This window comes from Actinomyces israelii (assembly GCF_030253495.1).
Lineage (GTDB): Bacteria > Actinomycetota > Actinomycetes > Actinomycetales > Actinomycetaceae > Actinomyces > Actinomyces israelii.
The window spans coordinates 1,844,817-1,861,990 of record NZ_CP124548.1; the positions used below are offsets into that span (position 1 = coordinate 1,844,817).

The 17,174-nt window shown below is 72.8% G+C and carries 14 protein-coding genes; 5 read left to right on the forward strand and 9 right to left on the reverse strand.

Annotated elements, in window-relative coordinates:
• Position 1: 1 nt before the first annotated feature.
• Positions 2-3,571 carry a bifunctional [glutamine synthetase] adenylyltransferase/[glutamine synthetase]-adenylyl-L-tyrosine phosphorylase gene (locus tag AIF0345_RS07590; RefSeq protein WP_285297810.1) on the forward strand — a complete coding sequence of 1,190 codons (3,570 nt, stop codon included), beginning with the start codon at positions 2-4 and terminating at the stop codon, positions 3,569-3,571.
• Positions 3,572-3,636: 65 nt separating this feature from the next.
• Positions 3,637-4,317: a histidine phosphatase family protein gene (locus AIF0345_RS07595; RefSeq protein ID WP_043562006.1), complete on the forward strand. Its 681-nt coding sequence runs from the start codon at positions 3,637-3,639 to the stop codon at positions 4,315-4,317.
• A gap of 51 nt (positions 4,318-4,368) precedes the next feature.
• On the opposite strand, the gene AIF0345_RS07600 is transcribed toward AIF0345_RS07595, so the two are convergent.
• The gene (locus AIF0345_RS07600) at positions 4,369-4,539 is read right to left on the reverse strand and encodes a hypothetical protein (RefSeq protein ID WP_268916798.1); all 171 of its coding nucleotides are present in this window, start codon (positions 4,537-4,539) and stop codon (positions 4,369-4,371) included.
• 298 nt (positions 4,540-4,837) lie between these two features.
• On the opposite strand from AIF0345_RS07600, the gene AIF0345_RS07605 reads away from it, so the two are divergent.
• On the forward strand, positions 4,838-5,290 hold the full coding sequence (locus AIF0345_RS07605; RefSeq protein WP_285297811.1) for a transposase family protein: 453 nt from the start codon (positions 4,838-4,840) through the stop codon (positions 5,288-5,290).
• 2 nt (positions 5,291-5,292) lie between these two features.
• Positions 5,293-5,505, forward strand: coding sequence for a transposase family protein (locus AIF0345_RS07610; RefSeq protein WP_285297906.1), 213 nt, complete (start codon positions 5,293-5,295; stop codon positions 5,503-5,505).
• 335 nt (positions 5,506-5,840) lie between these two features.
• On the opposite strand, the gene AIF0345_RS07615 is transcribed toward AIF0345_RS07610, so the two are convergent.
• From AIF0345_RS07615 to lipB, 7 genes are all read right to left on the reverse strand, one after another.
• Entirely contained in the window at positions 5,841-6,680 is an 840-nt protein-coding gene (locus AIF0345_RS07615) for an amino acid ABC transporter ATP-binding protein (RefSeq protein ID WP_404975989.1), read from the reverse strand.
• Entirely contained in the window at positions 6,677-7,648 is a 972-nt protein-coding gene (locus tag AIF0345_RS07620; protein ID WP_043562002.1) for an amino acid ABC transporter permease, read from the reverse strand. The genes AIF0345_RS07615 and AIF0345_RS07620 overlap by 4 nt, the downstream gene beginning before the upstream one ends.
• A 3-nt stretch (positions 7,649-7,651) precedes the next feature.
• Positions 7,652-8,596: an ABC transporter substrate-binding protein gene (locus AIF0345_RS07625; protein WP_268916797.1), complete on the reverse strand. Its 945-nt coding sequence runs from the start codon at positions 8,594-8,596 to the stop codon at positions 7,652-7,654.
• A 224-nt stretch (positions 8,597-8,820) separates the two neighbouring features.
• Positions 8,821-10,245, reverse strand: coding sequence for a type I glutamate--ammonia ligase (gene glnA / locus AIF0345_RS07630; protein WP_043561997.1), 1,425 nt, complete (start codon positions 10,243-10,245; stop codon positions 8,821-8,823).
• A gap of 173 nt (positions 10,246-10,418) precedes the next feature.
• Positions 10,419-11,153 (reverse strand): DUF4191 family protein, encoded by a 735-nt coding sequence (locus AIF0345_RS07635; RefSeq protein ID WP_043561995.1) that lies wholly within the window; start codon positions 11,151-11,153, stop codon positions 10,419-10,421.
• Between the two features lie 97 nt (positions 11,154-11,250).
• Positions 11,251-12,276: a lipoyl synthase gene (lipA, locus tag AIF0345_RS07640; RefSeq protein WP_285297812.1), complete on the reverse strand. Its 1,026-nt coding sequence runs from the start codon at positions 12,274-12,276 to the stop codon at positions 11,251-11,253.
• Between the two features lie 80 nt (positions 12,277-12,356).
• Positions 12,357-13,082, reverse strand: coding sequence for a lipoyl(octanoyl) transferase LipB (lipB, locus tag AIF0345_RS07645; protein ID WP_285297813.1), 726 nt, complete (start codon positions 13,080-13,082; stop codon positions 12,357-12,359).
• 131 nt (positions 13,083-13,213) lie between these two features.
• Here lipB and AIF0345_RS07650 point away from each other — a divergent pair, with 131 nt between their 5' ends.
• Complete coding sequence (locus AIF0345_RS07650; RefSeq protein WP_285297814.1) at positions 13,214-14,788, forward strand: protein kinase domain-containing protein; 1,575 nt, start codon at positions 13,214-13,216, stop codon at positions 14,786-14,788.
• A 31-nt stretch (positions 14,789-14,819) separates the two neighbouring features.
• Here AIF0345_RS07650 and AIF0345_RS07655 read toward each other — a convergent pair whose 3' ends face one another.
• Positions 14,820-17,084 (reverse strand): FAD-dependent oxidoreductase, encoded by a 2,265-nt coding sequence (locus AIF0345_RS07655; protein ID WP_285297815.1) that lies wholly within the window; start codon positions 17,082-17,084, stop codon positions 14,820-14,822.
• Between the last annotated feature and the right edge of the window lie 90 nt (positions 17,085-17,174).

The following is a 17,174-nucleotide window of genomic DNA, read 5'->3' on the forward strand; positions in this document are numbered from 1 at the left end:
GATGACCGGACGCTGGAACGAGACCTCCTCGCCCCCCTTCGGCCGACGGCGCACGAGCCCGCGCTCAAGACTGGCGCGCGCGGGATTCGCCGAGCTCGACCGCGCCGAGTCCTGCCTGCACGACGAGGCCCTGAGCCGCCTGCTCCCCGTCTCGCAGCCGCCCTCGGGCGACGGCGGGCTCGACCCCGTCCGGGCCCGGCTCGTCGAGGAGATCCGCCAGACCGCCGACCCCGACCTCGCGCTGCTCTCACTGGTGCGCCTGGCCTGCGCGGTCGTCCCCGACGGCGAGGGACTGCGGGCGCTCCTGGCCCCCCTGGGAGCCGGGCCCGCCGGCCCCGAGACCTCTGCCGAGGGCCCCGCGCGGGAGACGCGGGCGCACGACGAGCACCGCCGTAGGCTCCTGGCCGTCCTGGGCTCCTCCCGCGCGCTGGGGGACTTCCTGGTCGCTCACCCCGACCGCCTGGCCGCCCTGGAGACGGCCCACGCCATCGACGCCCCCGGGCAGGCGCCGGTGGGCGCCGTCCTGGCGGAGGCGGTCGCAGCCGTCCTCGGCGCCGACGACGGCGGGAACCGCCGCGCGCGCATCGAGGCGGCCACGGTCGCCATGCGCGTGGCCTACCGCGACCGGCTCCTGGCCATCGCCGCCGACGACCTGACCAGCTCCGACCCGCTCGCCCACATCCCCGTGGTCGTCGAGCGCATGACCAGGCTCGCCGACGCCGCCCTGGAGGCGGGTCTGACCATCGCCCGCGCCGGTCTCGGGCCCCGTGCCGATGCCGTGGCCCTCGCCGTCGTCGCCATGGGCAAGACTGGTGCGCGCGAGCTCAACTACGTCTCCGACGTCGACGTCGTCTACGTCGTGGGCCCCGCTGCCCCCTCTGGCGACCCTGCCGCCTCCGGAGGGGCCGCCGGACCCGTTCGGCCCGTCGACGAGGACGACCTGGTGCGCCTGGGCACCGAGCTCGCCGTCGGGCTGGCCCGCACCACCTCGGCCAGCGGGCGGGAGCCGCCCCTGTGGCCGCTGGACACGGCGCTGCGTCCCGAGGGCAAGGACGGGGCACTGGTGCGCACCCTGGAGTCGCACGTGACCTACTACGAGCGCTGGGCATCCTCCTGGGAGTTTCAGGCGCTGCTCAAGGCCCGCCCCTGCGCCGGGGACGCCCGGCTCGGCGCCGCCTACGCGCGCGCCGTCGACCCCTTCGTGTGGCGGGCCAGCAGCCGGGAGAACTTCGTGGACGACGCCCGGGCCATGCGCCGGCGCGTGGAGAACGAGTCCGGCAGGGCCGGGCGGGAGGACCGCCGCATCAAGCTCGGTCCCGGCGGGCTGCGGGACGTGGAGTTCACCGTCCAGCTCCTCCAGCTCGTCCACGGGCGCGGCGACGCGCGCCTGCACGTGCGCTCCACGCTCGGCGCCCTGGCCGAGCTGTCGGCGGCCGGGTACGTCGGACGCTCCGACGCCGCCGAGCTGGACTCCTGCTACCGGCTGCTGCGGCTGCTGGAGCACCGCAGCCAGCTCTACCGCCTCCAGCGCACCCACGACCTGCCGCGCGGCGAGGACGCCCTGCGCCGCCTGGGGCGGGGCATCGACCGGCGCGTCATGGGCGAGCCCGAGGCGCTGTGGGCGACCTTCACCGCGGTGCGCCGGCGCGTGCGCGCCCTCCACGAGGAGATCTACTACCGGCCGCTGCTCACGGTGGCGGCGACGCTGAGCGCCGACGAGATGGCACTGAGCCCGCAGGCGGCGCGCGAGCGACTCAAGGCGGTGGGCTACCTCGACCCCGACGGCGCCCTGCGCCACATCCACGCCCTGACCGAGGGGGTCAGCCGGCGTGCGGCGATCCAGCGCCAGCTCCTGCCCGTCATGATCGGCTGGCTTGGCCGGGGCCCCGACCCGGACAACGGCCTGCTGTCCTTCCGGCTCCTGTCGGAGCGGATCGGCGGCACCCACTGGTACCTGGCGATGCTGCGGGACTCCCGGGCCGCCGCCCAGTCCCTGTGCCACGTCCTGTCCGGCGCCCGGTGGACCACCGAGCGCCTGGCCGAGAGGCCGGAGTCGATCGCCTGGCTCGACGACGCCAGCGAGCTGGCCGCCCGTGATCCCGCCGTCCTGCGCTCGGAGGTCCGCAGTCTTCTGCGGCGACGCGTCCTGACCGCCGACGACGAGCCGGGCCTGGAGCGCCAGGCGGCGGAGGCGGTGCACGCGGTCATGAGCGTGCGCACCCGCGAGCTTGTCCGCGCCGCGCTGGCGGACTCCCTGGACGGCGTGGACCCCGAGCGCACCGCCGGCATCCTGACCGACACCACCGACGCGGTTCTCGACGGGGTGCTCAGCCTGGCCGCCGGCATGGTCATCGCCCTGCGCGACGGCGCCGCCGCGCTCGCCTCCGGACCGGAGCCCGACGGCACCTGGCCCGGGGCGCTGGCCCGCCACGCGGTGATCGCCATGGGGCGCCTGGGTGGGGCCGAGACCGCCTACGCCTCCGACGCCGACGTCCTGTTCGTCCACGATGTCCGCCCCGGTGCCGACCCGCGCGCGGCCGCCGACGAGGCCGAGGCGGTCGCCCGCTGGGTGGTGCGCCTGCTCTCCCAGGCCCAGCCGCACCCCTTCGAGGTCGACGCGGACCTGCGTCCGGAGGGGCGTCAGGGCCCGATGAGCCGCTCGCTGGGCTCGTACGCCGACTACTACGAGCGGTGGTCGGCGGTGTGGGAGCGCCAGGCGCTCCTGCGGGCCCGGGCCTGCGCCGGCGACCCCGGGCTCGGGCGCGCCTTCGAGGAGCTCGTGGCGCCCCTGCGCTGGAGCCCGGACGGCCTGGACGACAACGACATGCGGGAGATCCGCCGTCTCAAGGCGCGCATGGAGGCCGAGCGCCTCCCGCGCGGCACGACGCCCGCGCGCCACCTCAAGCTCGGGCCCGGCGGCCTGTCCGACGTCGAGTGGGCGGCGCAGGTCCTCCAGCTCCAGCACGCGGCGCGAGTACCGGGGCTGCGCACGACGTCGACGCTCGCGGCCCTGAGCGCGGCGCGCTCGGCGGGCCTGCTCACCGAGGCCGAGGAGGCCGACCTGCGCGGCGCCTGGCTGCTGGCCTCGCGCGTGCGGGCGGCGACAGTGCTGGGCACCGGGCGGGACCACGGGGAGCGCATCGAGGTCCTGCCCAACGGTCTGCGCGAGATCCGCCTGGTCGGCCGCCTGGTGGGCATGGCCCCGGGGCGGGAGCGCGAGCTGGAGGACCTCTACCGGCGGCGCGCCCGACACGCCCGCCGGGTCGTTGAGCAGATCGTCTTCGGGCGGGCCGGTGAGCCCCGGTCGGACGTCGCCGGGTCCGCGGGCCGGGCGGCTCAGAACCGGCAGGCCGGTGGCGGTCGCCAGGTTGCTGGGAGCGGAGCGGAGGCCGCAGGGCGTCGGGACCGCGCGGGCGACCGGGCGGCGGGCACGGCCGGGGGACGGCGGACGAGCGCGGCGGTCGCCTCGCCGGCCGAGACTCCCACGGGCCCTTCGACGCCGGGGCGGCCCGCCACCGGGCCCCGGCGGGCCGCCGCGCGCCGGGGGCACGGGCCCTACCCGTGGTCGTGAGTGGCCGTGACCACCCCTGGGGCTCTGCGCAGGAGACATAACGTGTTCCCTGGCAGGATGGAGCCGTGAAGCTTCTTCTCGTCCGTCACGGACGGACCATCGCCAATATCATGGGCGCCCTGGACACCGCTTTTCCCGGGAACTCTCTGGACGCCACCGGCCTGACCCAGGCGGCCTCGCTGCCGAACCGGCTCGATACCGACCAGCTGGCCGAGATCTCCTCACTGTGGACCTCGCCCATCGCCCGGGCGCGCCAGACTATCGCACCGCTGGAGGGCGCCACGGGCCTGACGGCGGACATCGACTCCGGGCTGCGCGAGGTGCTCGCGGGCGACCTGGAGATGTGCACGGACGCGCGTTCGGTGGCGTGCTACACGGACACGACGCGGGCGTGGATGATCGGTCGCACCGCCGCGCGCCTGCCCGGCAGCCCCGAGGACGGCGCCGACACCTTCGCCCGGTTCGACGCCGCCGTCGCCCGCATCGCGCGCGCGACGGCGGCGGACGTCGGAGCGGACGGGACGGCCCTGCTGGTCGCCCACGGCACCGTCCTGCGCCTGTGGACCGCCCTGGCGGCCGCGCCGGGCGGCGGGGCGGATCCCGCCTGGATCGCCGACCACCCCATGCGCAACACGGGCATCAGCGTCGTGGAGGGCGACCCGGAGTGCGGCTGGAGCCTGGTGGACTGGAACGAGGGGGAGTGGAGCGCGCCGACAGCGCCGGACCGGGCCGACGTCGCGGCGTGAGGCTGCGGCGGAGGCGGCTTCGGCGGCCCGGCGCGCCGCCGCCTCGGCCTGTCACAGGTTGTGGCAGAAGCCGAACTCGTAGGGGTGCGGGCGCATCCGCGTGGGGACGATCTCGTTGTCCCGCTTGTAGCCGATCCAGGTGTCGATGAGGTCAGGGGTGAAGGCGACGACTGAGTGCGGGCCACCGGGAACGAGGTCGTTGAAGGTCCTCCGGACCGCCACGTCGGGGCTTCCGGGCTCAGGGTGCCTGGGACTACTCTGGGTGATCTCCGCGAGCGCGTCACATCGAGGCTTATTCATAGGCCTGTTGTGGCTGTTTGAGGGGGTGCGTGTCGCTGGAGGTGGTGGCCTGTTCCTGAGAGAGCTTCAAGTGCTCACAGAAAACACCTTGAGAGGCAGGCCGCCACGGGGAGCGCTGGCACGCCCGTCAGTCGTGGGCTCGTCCTCGGTGTCTGCCAGGCGATCCGCTCCAGTGGTGCGGGCCGCTCCAGTGGTGCGGGCGTGCCGGTGGTGGGATCCCGTGCTTCTGGGGATGTACCGGTGCGTGCGCCTGGTTCTGCTCGCCCTGCGACTCGACCTGCCCCAGTCGCTCCTGGCGGCCATGGCCGGGGTGTCCCGGCCCACCGTCTCCCGCGTCATCTGCGCCTGGACCCCTGTGATCGCCCGGGCCCTGGCGGCGGGCGTGCCGGTGGTGGAGGACCTGGACCCCGCCGCCCGGCTCATCATCGACGGAACGCTCCTTCCCCGCTGGTCGTGGAGGAACCGCCCAGATCTCTACCCGGGCAGGCACCGCACCACCGGGTTCAGTGCCCAGGTCGCCCGCACCCTGAGCGGCCACTTGGCGTGGGTCTCAGACCCGCTGCCCGGACGCGTTCACGACACCGCGGCCATCAGGACCAGCGGCCTGCTCCAGGTCCTCGCGGGCAGGGCGCGCCCCATCACATCGGGGACCGGGGCTGCGCCGGGCCGGTAGTAATCACCCCCAGACGCAGGCCCCCGGGCCGGCCACTGCCTAAGGCCGACAAGGACTGGAACAGACCCATCAGCACGACCCGCTGCAAGACAGAGCGCACCATCGCCAACCTGAAGACCTGGAGGGCCCTCCACACCGACTACCGCCGTCCCATCAACATCTTCGAGGAAACCCTCACAGCAATCCTCGGAATCACATTCACATACACCCTATGAATAAGCCCCTAGGCCCGGCCAGATCCAGATGCAACCGGGTTCTTGCAATTTGAGACGGTAGTTGCGAGGCGGGGCGAGGGCTGCTTGAGGACCGGGGTGCGCTTCGACCGAGTCTCCCCCAACACCTCGCTCGGCCTGGAGCGCTCAGGCCTGCGGGCGGGGTGCGAGAGCCTTGCGGCGCGCGGCGCGAAGGGCTCGTCACCCTGGCTCGCCACGAGGCCGACGACGAGCGTCTGCTCCGTCCGCCCTGTCTGGAGGGCCATGGGTTCCACGAGTTGCAGAAATGGGATGCAGAATGGGTACGGGGAGGTGCCGGCGCCGCCCGGGCGGATCACTCACAGCACGGAGGACAGGAAGGCCTTGGTCCGCTCGGCCCGGGGATTGTCCAGCACCTCGGTGGGCAGGCCGGATTCGCGGATGACGCCGCCGTCCATGAAGATCAGCTGGTCGCCGACCTCGCGGGCGAAGCCCATCTCGTGGGTGACCACGACCATTGTCATGCCCGAGGCCGCCAGGTCCCTCATGACCCGGAGGACCTCGCCGACGAGCTCGGGGTCGAGCGCGCTGGTCGGCTCGTCGAAGAGCATGAGCTCGGGGTCCATGGCCAGGGCCCGGGCGATGGCCACCCGCTGCTGCTGTCCGCCCGAGAGCTGGGAGGGGTAGTGGTCCACCCGGTCGGCCAGGCCCACCCGCTCAAGCATCTGGATCGCCCGCTCGCGGGCCTCGGCCCTGGAGATCCTCTTGACCTGGACGGGCGCCTCCATGACGTTGCCCAAGGCCGTCATGTGCGGGAAGAGGTTGAAACGCTGGAAGACCATGCCGATCTTGGCGCGCTGCCGGGCGCGCTGCTTGTCGGTCAGGGCGTGCAGCCGGACGCTGCCGTCGGCGCGCCTGACCTCCCGCATGCCCATGAGCTCGCCGTCGACCCACACCCGGCCGGCGTCGATGGACTCCAGCTCGTTGATGCAACGCAGCAGGGTCGACTTTCCCGAGCCGGAGGGGCCCACGAGCACGGTCACCGAGCCCGAGGCGACGGTGATGTCGATGCCCTTGAGGACGTGCATCTCGCCGAAGAACTTGTGCAGGCCGCGTATGCGCACCTTGGGCGTCGCGTCCGCCGGGTCGGGGGTCTCTGCGTCGGGACCGGCTGCGTCGAGCTTGTCGGGCGCCGTCATGGGGTGACCTCCAGGAAGGGGTTGTCCTTGGTGGTGTGCGAGTCGAGGATCGCCTGCTGGCGGTCGGACAGCGTGCGGCCGTTCTTGGATCCGGAGGCCGGTGCGGAGCCGCTGAAGCCCTTGCCGTAGTAGCGCTCCAGGTAGTGCTGGCCGACCATGAGGATCGAGGTGATGATGATGTACCACAGGGCCGCGACAATGAGCAGCGGGATCGTCTGGTAGGTGAACGACGCGTAGGAGTTCGTCACGAAGGTCAGGTCCAGCGTGAAAGGCACCGCCAGGACCAGGGACGTCGTCTTGAGCATGGAGATCGTCTCGTTGCCAGTGGGCGGGACAATGACCCGCATTGCCTGGGGCAGCACGATGCGGCGCAGGATCTGGCCCTTGCTCATGCCCAGGGCCCCGGCGGCCTCCGCCTGGCCGGCATCGACGCTGGCCAGGCCCGAGCGGACGATCTCCGACAGGTAGGCGCCCTCGTTGATGCCCAGTCCGAGCGTCGCGGCCACGAAGGGCGTGAACACCGACGTCGTCTTGAAGGTCAGCAGCTCGGGGCCGAAGGGCACGCCCAGGCTCAGGTACTGGTAGAGCGCGGACAGGGCGCCCCAGAACACCAGCTGGGTGTAGATCGGCGTGCCGCGGAAGAACCACAGGTATCCCACCGCCACCCAGCGCAGGACGGGGTTGGAGGACTGGCGCATAATGGCGGTGGTCACAGCCAGGATGATGCCGATGGCCATGGCCAGGAAGGTCAGCAGCAGGGTCCAGCCGACGGCGCGGACGACGCGGACCTCGCGGAAGAAGAACCACACCGTGTCCCAGTGGAACTTGTCATTGGTCACCAGCGCGTGGATGAGCATGGCGCCCAGGACGGCGACGATCGTGGCGCTGATCCAGGTCCCGGGGCGCGGGACCGGCTTGAGGCGGTTGAGCTGGACGGGCGCGTCGTCGGCTGCGGGTGCTGGGGGCACGATTCACTCCTCCACTTTCGGGTTCATCTCGGCGGTGGTCAGGGCCGCGTCCTGAATCCCCCAGGCGTCCAGGATGTCTTTCCAGATGCCGGAGTCCATGAGGTACTGGATAGCCGCCTGGACCGCCCTGTTGAGGTCGGGGCTGCTCTTGGACATGACGACGGCCTGGGGCAGGGCGTCCTCGACCTCGCCGACCGTCTCCACCGCCCCGCCGGTGTTCTCGACGGAGTAGCCGGCCACGGTCGAGTCGGAGTAGACGGCGTCGATGACGTCGCCCACCAGGCCCGTGGTGGCCTCGGACTGGGTGGAGTAGGAGCGCACGGCGATGGCGGGCCGGCCGGCGTTGGTGCACCCCCGGGAGTCCTCCCGCACGGCGTCCTCCTGGCTCGTGCCGGTCTGGACGCCGATCGTCAGGCCGCACAGGTTGAGATGGTCGGAGGGATCCACACCCTTGGGGTTGCCGGACACCACGTCGAAGCGCGAGCCGACATTGATGTAGGCGATCATGTCCATCGCGGCCTCGCGCTCGGCGGAGACCGTGAAGGAGGAGATGCCCGCGTCGTACTTGGTGCCCACCGCCGCCAGGATCGAGTCGAACTCGGCGGTGTGGGTGGTGGAGGTGACCCCCAGGACGGCCGCGATGGCCTTGGCCAGATCGACGTCGTAGCCGATCGCGGTGCCGCCGGTGTCGAGGAACTCGGCCGGCGGGTAGTCGGTGGCGGCGGCGATGTCGAGGACCCCGTCGGCCAGCGCCCCCTCGGGGAGCATGGCGATGATGTCCTCCTGCGGCTGGATCCCGGAGGTGTCGTAGCCCTTGGCGGGTGCGGATGCACCGTCGTTGCGCATGGCCTTCCAGTCCTCGGCGTGGGTGCAGCCGGTCAGGGCGCCGGACAGGGCGAGGCACAGGCCGACGGCGGTGCCGGCGGTCAGTGCGCGGGTGATCCTCATGGGGGCTCCTCGGGGGTGGGCGGGATGTGCGAGCCGGCGGTGCCGGTCCCGGTGCACCGACAGGGTATACGTGAATGAGTATAGATATGCACATCGGGGGGGGTGGTATCGCGCACGTTGCGCTCGCATGCGGTTCGCACGACGGCGCCGGCACGGGTCCTGACAGTCGAGGCGACCGTACGGGCCCTCGGCGCAGGTGCCGGTGCGCCGCCGCCGTCAGCCCGTCACAGGTCGTAGTAGAGCTCGAACTCGTAGGGGTGCGGGCGCATCCGCATGGGGACGATCTCGTTGTCCCGCTTGTAGTCGATCCAGGTGTCGATGAGGTCGGGGGTGAAGACGTCCCCCTCGGTAAGGTAGTCGTGGTCGGCCTCCAGGGCGTCGAGCGCCTGGTCCAGGGAGTAGGGCAGCTTATCGATGTCGTAGTACTCCTCGGGAGCCAGCTCGTAGAGGTCCTTGTCGATGGGCTCGCGGGGCTCGATGCGCCCCCTGATGCCGTCGATGCCCGCCATGAGGACGGCCGAGAAGCACAGGTACGGGTTGGCCGAGGGGTCGGGCACGCGGTACTCGATGCGCTTGGCCCTCGGTGAGGTGCCGGTGACCGGGATACGGATGCAGGCCGAGCGGTTACGGGCCGAGTAGACGAGGTTGACGGGGGCCTCGAAGCCCGGCACCAGGCGGCGGAATGAGTTCACCGACGGGTTGGTGAAGGCCAGCAGGCTGGGCGCGTGCGCCAGGATGCCGCCGATGTACCAGCGGGCGCAGTCGGAGAGCTGGCCGTAGCCGCGCTCGTCGAAGAACAGCGGCCTGCCGTCCTTCCACAGCGAGTGGTGGCAGTGCATGCCCGAGCCGTTGTCGCCGAAGATCGGCTTGGGCATGAAGGTGGCGGTCCTGCCCGCCCTCCAGGCCTCGTTCTTCACAATGTACTTGAACTTCATCATGTCGTCGCCGGCGGCCAGCAGCGAGGCGAAGCGGTAGTTGATCTCCTGCTGCCCGGCGGTGCCGACCTCGTGGTGGGCCCGCTCGATCTCGAGTCCGGCCTCCAGGCAGGTGCGCACCATGGCGTTGCGGGTGTCGACCATCTGGTCGGAGGGGGGGACGGGGAAGTAGCCGCCCTTGAAGGCGGTCTTGTAGCCCTTGTTGCCGCCCTCCTCGCTGCGGGCGGTGTTCCAGGCCGCCTCGTCGGAGTCGATGGCGTAGCGGGTGGAGCCGGGCGTGGTCTCGTACTCGATGGAGTCGAAGAGGTAGAACTCGGCCTCGGCGCCGATGTAGCAGGTGTCGGCGATGCCGGTGGACCGCAGGTGGTCCTCGGCCTTGGCCGCGATCGAGCGGGGGTCGCGGGAGAACCGCTCGTCGGTGAACGGGTCCACGATCGAGAAGTTGACGATCAGGGTCCTCTCCTCGCGGAAGGGGTCGAGGTAGGCGGTCGTCACGTCCGGCACGAGCTTCATGTCGGACTCGTGGATCGCGGTGAAGCCGCGGATCGAGGAGCCGTCGAACATCAGGCCGTCGGCCAGGGCGTCCTCCTTGAAAGCGGCCGCCGGGATCGTGAAGTGCTGCATGACGCCCGGCAGGTCGCAGAAGCGGACATCAACGAGCGCGACGCCCTCCTTCTCAATGTAGGCGAGGGCCTCGGACGCGTCCTTGAACATGTGTGTTCCTTCATCGGTGGTGTCCGCCTCGGGCGCCGGCTCGGGCACGACGGCGACGCGGTGTGCGGCTGGCAGCAGCCTATGGGGGCGCCGTGACGCGGGCGTGCCGCGTGTGTGTCCCGGTTGTTTCGCTGCTCCGGCGCCGGGGCCGGCCCGCTTCGGGCGACGGCGGCTCAGCGGCCCCGCATGGCCCGCCGGTCCGGGCGGATCTTGGTCGGGTCGATGCCCTTGGGGATGGGCAGGCCCTTGGACGACAGGGAGGACAGGCGCTTGGAGACCTGGCTGATCTCGGTGTCGGTCAGCTTGGTGGGCTTGGTCGGCAGCTTGCGGATGGTGGGCCACAGGTCGATCAGGCGCGTCTGCCCCTCGTCGATGCCGACGTTGATGACGTGCGCCGGCACGGTGGACAGAATGCGGCGCAGGACCCTCTGCTCGTCGGCGATCGGCCGCTGCAGCCGGCCGCCGGGGCCCTCGGCCACCAGCACCACCCCGGGACGGCCCACCAGGCGCCAGATGACGTCCTCCGTCTTGGGGTTGATGTACACGGGCTCGGACTCCAGGTACCAGCCGCGGCCGAGCACCTGGTCGAGCACGAGCTTGGCGGCGCCCGGCTTGCCCTCGATCTGGGAGTAGGAGGCGCGCCGCACCGTCCACGACAGGAGCGCCATGTCCGCGACGAGGGCCAGCAGCAGCGCTATGAGGACCCAGTACCAGACCGCCTGATCGGTGGCCAGGGCGAGCGCCACGGCCAGGGCGACGAGCAGGACGGCCGTCCCCAGCAGGGCCCACCCGATCCACGGGTAGGTCCTGCGCGAGATCGTGTAGGAGTCCTTGATGTTCTGGAGGGCGTTCAGGATGCGCTCGCGGAAGCGCTTCTTCTTCGGCCGGGCGCTGGGGGCGTTGCTCACAGTCCCCACCATAGCCGACGGCCCCGCCCTTCCCGCACGGCCACGGTCGATCAGACGGGTTTGCGACCCTCCGGGGCCCTGGTGAGCCAGAGGCGGGTCAGGAGGCGGCGTCGCCCATCCGTGCGACCAGGGCGCTCGCCTCCTGCCGGGCGGTGACCGGCGCGGCCAGCTCGACCATGTTCTCCGGTATGGGACGGCCCTTGGCGCGCATGGCCCTGCCCCACAGCGTGCCCGAGCGGTAGGACGAGCGCACCATCGGGCCACTCATGACGGCGGCGATGCCCATCTGCTCGGCGAGCTTCGCCAGGGCCACGAACTCCTGGGGCTTGACCCACCGGTCGATGGGGTGGTGCAGCTTGGAGGGGCGCATGTACTGGGTGATGGTGAGGATATCCACCTTGGCCTCGACAAGGTCGCCAATGGCGTCCTCGATCTCGGCGCGGGTCTCTCCCATGCCCAGGATGAGGTTCGACTTGGTCAGCATCCCTGCCTCGGAGGCCTGCCGCAGCACCGCCAGGCTGCCCTCGTAGGAGAAGGCGGGGCGGATGCGCCGGAAGATCCGCGGCACGGTCTCCAGGTTGTGGGCGAACACCTCCGGGACGGCGGAGAAGACCTCCTCCAGGGGCTCGGCCCGGCCCTTGAAGTCGGGGACCAGGAGCTCGACGCCGCAGCCGGGCAGCATCGCGTGGATCTGCCGGGCCGTCTCGGCGTACAGCCAGGCGCCGCCGTCGGGAAGGTCGTCGCGCGAGACACCGGTGACCGTGGCGTAGCGCAGCTCCATCTGCGCCACCGAGGCGGCCACCCGGGCGGGCTCGTCCTCGTCGTACTCGGTGGGACGGCCGGTGGCGATGTCGCAGAAGTCGCAGCGGCGCGTGCACAGCTCGCCGCCGATGAGGAAGGAGGCCTCGCGCTCGTTCCAGCACTCGTAGATGTTGGGGCAGTTGGCCTCCGCGCACACGGTGTGCAGCTTGCGCTGACGCACCAGGCCACGGACCTCCTGGTAGGTCTGCGACACCACGGCGCGGGTCTTGAGCCACTCGGGCTTGCGCTCGATCGGCGTCTGGGCGTTGCGCGCCTCGACGCGCAGGAGCCGACGACCCTCGGGGGCGACGGTAGTGGTCACGAACCCTCCTCACACGATGGCTTCACGGTGGCTTCACACGGCGGCTGTGCGCCCTCAGTGTATGCCAGCGGGCCCTCGATCTAGGACTGAGGACCCACTCGGGCGCTGCGAGTCGGCGTGTCATGCGCCACCAGCGGTGCCAGGTGCTCGGCGAGAGCCGCGGCGACGGCGTCGGCCAGGTCGGCCGCGCGCAGGCGCTCCCCGGTCTCCGCCGCCAGCGAGGTCACGCCGGCGTCGTCAATGCCGCACGGCACGATCCGCCCCGGGTCGAAGGCGGCCAGATCCGGATCCACGTTCAGGCCGATGCCGTGCATCGTCGCGCCGCGGGCCACCCGCACCCCCAGGGCGCACACCTTGCGCTCCAGGCGGCGGGCCGGCCGGGGCGACCCAGGCTCGGCCGCCACCCACACGCCGGAGCGCCCCTCGACCCGGATGGTGGCCAGGCCGTGCCCGGCGCACACCTCGATAGCGGCCTGTTCCAGGGCGCGCACGTACCGGATCACGTCGATGGGGGAGGCCAGGCGCACGATCGGGTAGACCGTGAGCTGGCCGGGGCCGTGCCAGGTGGTCTTCCCGCCCCGGTCCACACGGACGACCGGCACATGGCCCGGCTCGACGAAGTCGCCGTCGGGCCGCTCCCAGGAGTGCGCCCTGCGGCCCACCGTGTAGACGGCCTCGTGCTCCACCATGAGGAGCGTCGAGGCGCGGCGGCCGTCGGCGACCTCCCGGTGGATCCGCCGCTGGAGCTCCCAGCCCTCGTCGAAGGGGACCAGGCGGGAGCCGAGATCGAGGTCCACACGGTGCACGCCACCACCATAGCCGCCGTAGGGTCGATGGCCGCCATGGGACGGCACGCTGCGCGCCGGACGGCCGAAAGTTATCCACAGGGTGCCCCAGACCTGGCGGTGCGGCCGGGCGGACGGGGACCATGACTGCTATGAGAACTCCGAAGCAGCGCCGCCCGGAGCCGCCGCATGACGACGGCCTCTCGCCCGCCCGGGACACCGATCTCCCCGAGAACATCCGCGACGAGCTCGTGGCCGCGGGCCTGGCCGTCGGCGAGCCGATGGGGCGCGACCGCCCGGGCCGTCTCGCCCCGCGGCGGGCCCTGGACTTTGCCGGCAACGACGTCGTGGTGCAGGTCGTCGACGTGCCCGAGGGCGCCGGCGGCGCACGCGCCCTGCGCCGCCTGGCCGACCTGCGGCTGGTGCGCAACGGATCGATCGCTCCGGTGCAGCAGGTCGTCTCGCTGCCGGAGGGGCGAGTGGCGGTGGTCAGCGAGCTCATAGTGGGCGCCGACCTGGCCGTGGTGCTGGGCGCCCGCGGCGGCCTGACCCGCGACGAGGCCGCGCGTCTGCTCGACGACCTCGGGGGCGCGCTGGCGCACCTGCACGAGCGGGGCATGGCCCACGGCGACGTGGCGGCCGCCAACGTCATTGTGAGCACCGACGGGCGGCCGGTCCTCATCGACCTGCTGGGAGGCGCCCTGGAGGCCGGCACCGGGGCGAGCGCGGCCCCCGAGCGCGGGGCCGGGGCGCCGGCGAGCGCCGCGGCGGACGTCTACTCCCTGGCCGCCCTCCTGCGCCAGTGCGCAGCGGGATCGCCGGCCCTGGCCGAGCGGCTGGACCGGGTGCTTCCCGACGCCCTGGATCCCGACCCGGAGGGCAGGCCCAGTGCGCGCGACCTGGCGGCCCGGGCCCCCGAGATCGGCCGGCCGGGGACCATCGAGCTGCCCGACGGGGCCAGGCTGGCCGCAGGGGCCCTGCGGGCCGCCACCGCGCAGCCCACGAGGGACGTCTCCTCGCGGCGGGGCCGCGGCCGCGGGGCCCGGCGTCCGGTCCGGCCCCGGGGTCCGGGAGGCCACCCGGCCGGCCGTCGACAGCGCGCCAGGCGCCTGGGTCTGGTGCTGCTGGTGATCGTCCTCGCGGTGGGCGCCAGCGCACTGGTCCGGGGGAGGCTGCCGGGCTGGAGGCACGGCGGGGACGCCGTGCCGGCCACGGCGGCCCCGCCGTCCTCGGAGGCCCCGACCCTGACGGGGGCGGGCGAGTCCCCCGGCGGGACGACAGGGCCCCGGACCGAGGCGACGCCGACCGGGGAGGCTGCGGACGCGGAGGCGGCCGACGACATGCTGCCGGTCGTCGTCGAGCTCTCACTGGCCCGGGACTCCGCCCTCAACGAGGGCGACGCCGCCGCCCTGGCGTCCACGACCGTCCCGGGCTCACCCGCCGCCCTGGCCGACGAGGCGCTGATGGCGGCGATCATCGACTCGGGCGAGCAGATCGAGGGGCTGAGCACCACGGTGCACTCCGCGACCGGCGTGCCGGTCAGCCAGGAGACCGCCGAGAGCTGGACGGGCGCCACCGCCGTGCGCGTGTCGCAGTCGCAGGAGCCCTCGGTGCGCATCGGGGCCGACGGGACGAGAAGGGATGTACCCGCCCAGGCGAGGCGGGAGGTCGTGCTCGTGCTGGTCCCCGACCCGTGGAGGGTGGCCGAGGTCCTCCAGACGGGCTGAGCGTACTGCTCCGGCGCTCCGCCGGCGCCGCTCAGTAGGGCTCGGTGAGCACCTCCGCGACGCCCGCGTGGTCGAGGACCTCCCGGCAGCCCGCCACCATGGCGGCCGAGCCGCACAGGTAGACGTCCGCGCCCGACAGCTCGACGTCGGCGTCCCTCAGCGCGTCCGTCACCCTCCCGTGGAAGAGGCCGGGCGCCGTCTCGCGGCTCGCGCAGCGCATCACGCGACCGGGCAGGGCCGCCTCGACCAGGGAGGTGAGGTCCTCCTCGCGGCTGCGGCAGCCGAACAGGAGCGTGTCGTCCTCCAGCCCCTCGGCGTGGCGGAACATGGCCAGGAAGGGGGCGAGCCCGGTACCGGTGGCGACGAACACGCGGCGTCGCCCGGTCTCCTTGAGCCGGTAGCGTCCCAGGGGCAGCTCGACGACGGTGCGCGCGCCCGTCTCGGCCCGCTCGATGAAGCGCGACCCCGCCCCGCCCGTGCGCGTCGAGACCAGCAGCCGGAGCGCCCCGTTCTCGAGCCCGGCGATGGAGTAGTCGCGCCAGGCGTCGTCGCCCACGTGAAGGCGGGCGAACTGGCCGGGCGCCCACGCGCCGACCGGCCCCTCCAGTTCCAGCGTCACCTCCCAGACGCTGGGCGTCAGGCGCCGCTTGGAGACGACGGCGGCGCGGTGCTTGCCCTCGGGCAGCACGCGGGGCCGGGCGGAGGGCCCGGTGCGCACGGCGGAGGCGATCATGGGCAAGCCCCGGGGGCCGAGCGCCTGGCAGGCGGCAGCCACCCCGCCCATCATGGCGCCGGCAATGCCCAGGCTCCCGGCGTCCTGACCGGACAGGAGCAGGCCGGGCACCGCCGTGCGCGGGCCCAGCGGCCGGGATTTGTAGCGCTGCGGCGTGGCGGGCATCCCGTAGAAGGCTCCGGCCGGGTGCGCCGTGTAGTGCTCGAAGGTCAGGGGCGTGGAGACCTCCGTGTACTCCACCAGCTCGCTCAGGCCGGGCACGGCGGTCTCCGCGAGCGCCAGCATGCCGGAGGCGATGCGCTCCTTGAGCGCGGAGTACTCGGCGCCGCGGCCCCCCTGCGGGCGGTCCGCCCACGGGCGGAAGGCCCCGGCGCCGCTGAAGGCGATGATCTCGGCCGTGTGCGGCCCCCGCCCGGACTTGATGGAGGGGAAGGAGACGAAGACGCTGTCCGGCCGTCCGGCCAGCAGGGCGGCCGCGCGCGCATCCGGATCGGGCTGGCCGTCGCCGCCGGCCTCGTGGTCGAGGTCCCGGCTGACCCAGACGTTGCCGCCGTCCACGCCGATACTGCGCGGGTCCTCGCGCAGGCGCAGGAACACGGTCACGGCCGACATCCCGGTGCCCAGGCGCGCAATGGCTCGTCGCGCCGGGGCCGTGGCGCGTCCGATGGCGCCGTCGACGGGCAGCAGGCGGGACAGCGTGGCGGCCGCGCCCGCGGCGGAGACGACGACGGGGGCGCGGTAGGTCCGCTCGCGCGCATCCGGGCCCCGGCGGTCCAGCACCCGCACTCCGGCGGCGGCGCCGTCCTCGATGAGGATCTGCGTGACCTCCTGGGCGACGCGGACGGCCCCTCCCGCCTGCTCGATCCCCTTCTCGAAGGTGCGCGCGATGCGGGCGCTGCCGCCCTCGGGGAACCAGCCGCCGCCGAGGTAGTGGGAGACGATCATCGCGTGCGCGGCGAAGGCCGAGCGCGAGGGCGGCAGGCCGTAGTCGCCCCACTGGCTGGCCAGGACGGCCCTGAGGGCGGGGGAGCGAACACGGGCGTCCAGGTAGGCCTTCGTCGTGCCGGTGGCGGTGCGCCCGGTCAGGCGCTGAAGAAGATCGAGGAGCGGGGCCGCGGGCCGGGGCACCATCTGCTGGGCGAAGCCGAGCGTCGTCCAGGCCGCGGTGCGGCGGACGTCCTTGAAGTAGCGCCGGATCGCCCGCGCCTCGGCGGGGAAGGCCTCGATGAGGCTGCGCTCGTAGTGCTCGGGGTCGGAGCTGGCTCGCAGGTCGAGGCCCGGGTAGACGAAGCGGTCGTAGTCCTCGGGCATGCGGTTCCACTCCAGCTCGCCGCCGGAGAGGTAGTCGAAGTACGCGCGGACCTGCGAGCCGGGGCCGAGCTGCCCGATGTAGTGCACGCCCACGTCCCAGGAGGCGCCGTCTCGCCGGAATGCGTGCGTCAGTCCGCCCGGCTCCGTGTGCTGCTCCAGGACGAGGACCCGCTTGCCCGCCACGCGGGCGAGCAGTCCCGCGGTGGTCAGTCCCCCGATGCCGGAGCCGATGACGATGGCGTCGTATGTCATGTCGCACCTTGCTGCTAGACAGTGTCAAGTGGCAGCGTAGCAGGAAACCTGACACTGTCTAGCGGTGTGCGGGATCCGGACCTAGACTTC

Excerpts from the sequence above, each read along its gene's own strand:
- AIF0345_RS07590 (WP_285297810.1), top strand. The coding sequence starts at position 2 with ATGACCGGACGCTGGAACGAGACCTCCTCGCCCCCCTTCGGCCGACGG.
- AIF0345_RS07615 (WP_404975989.1), bottom strand. The coding sequence starts at position 6,680 with ATGACGGCGCCCGACAAGCTCGACGCAGCCGGTCCCGACGCAGAGACC.
- AIF0345_RS07625 (WP_268916797.1), bottom strand. The coding sequence starts at position 8,596 with ATGAGGATCACCCGCGCACTGACCGCCGGCACCGCCGTCGGCCTGTGC.
- glnA (WP_043561997.1), bottom strand. The coding sequence starts at position 10,245 with ATGTTCAAGGACGCGTCCGAGGCCCTCGCCTACATTGAGAAGGAGGGC.
- AIF0345_RS07650 (WP_285297814.1), top strand. The coding sequence starts at position 13,214 with ATGAGAACTCCGAAGCAGCGCCGCCCGGAGCCGCCGCATGACGACGGC.
- AIF0345_RS07655 (WP_285297815.1), bottom strand. The coding sequence starts at position 17,084 with ATGACATACGACGCCATCGTCATCGGCTCCGGCATCGGGGGACTGACC.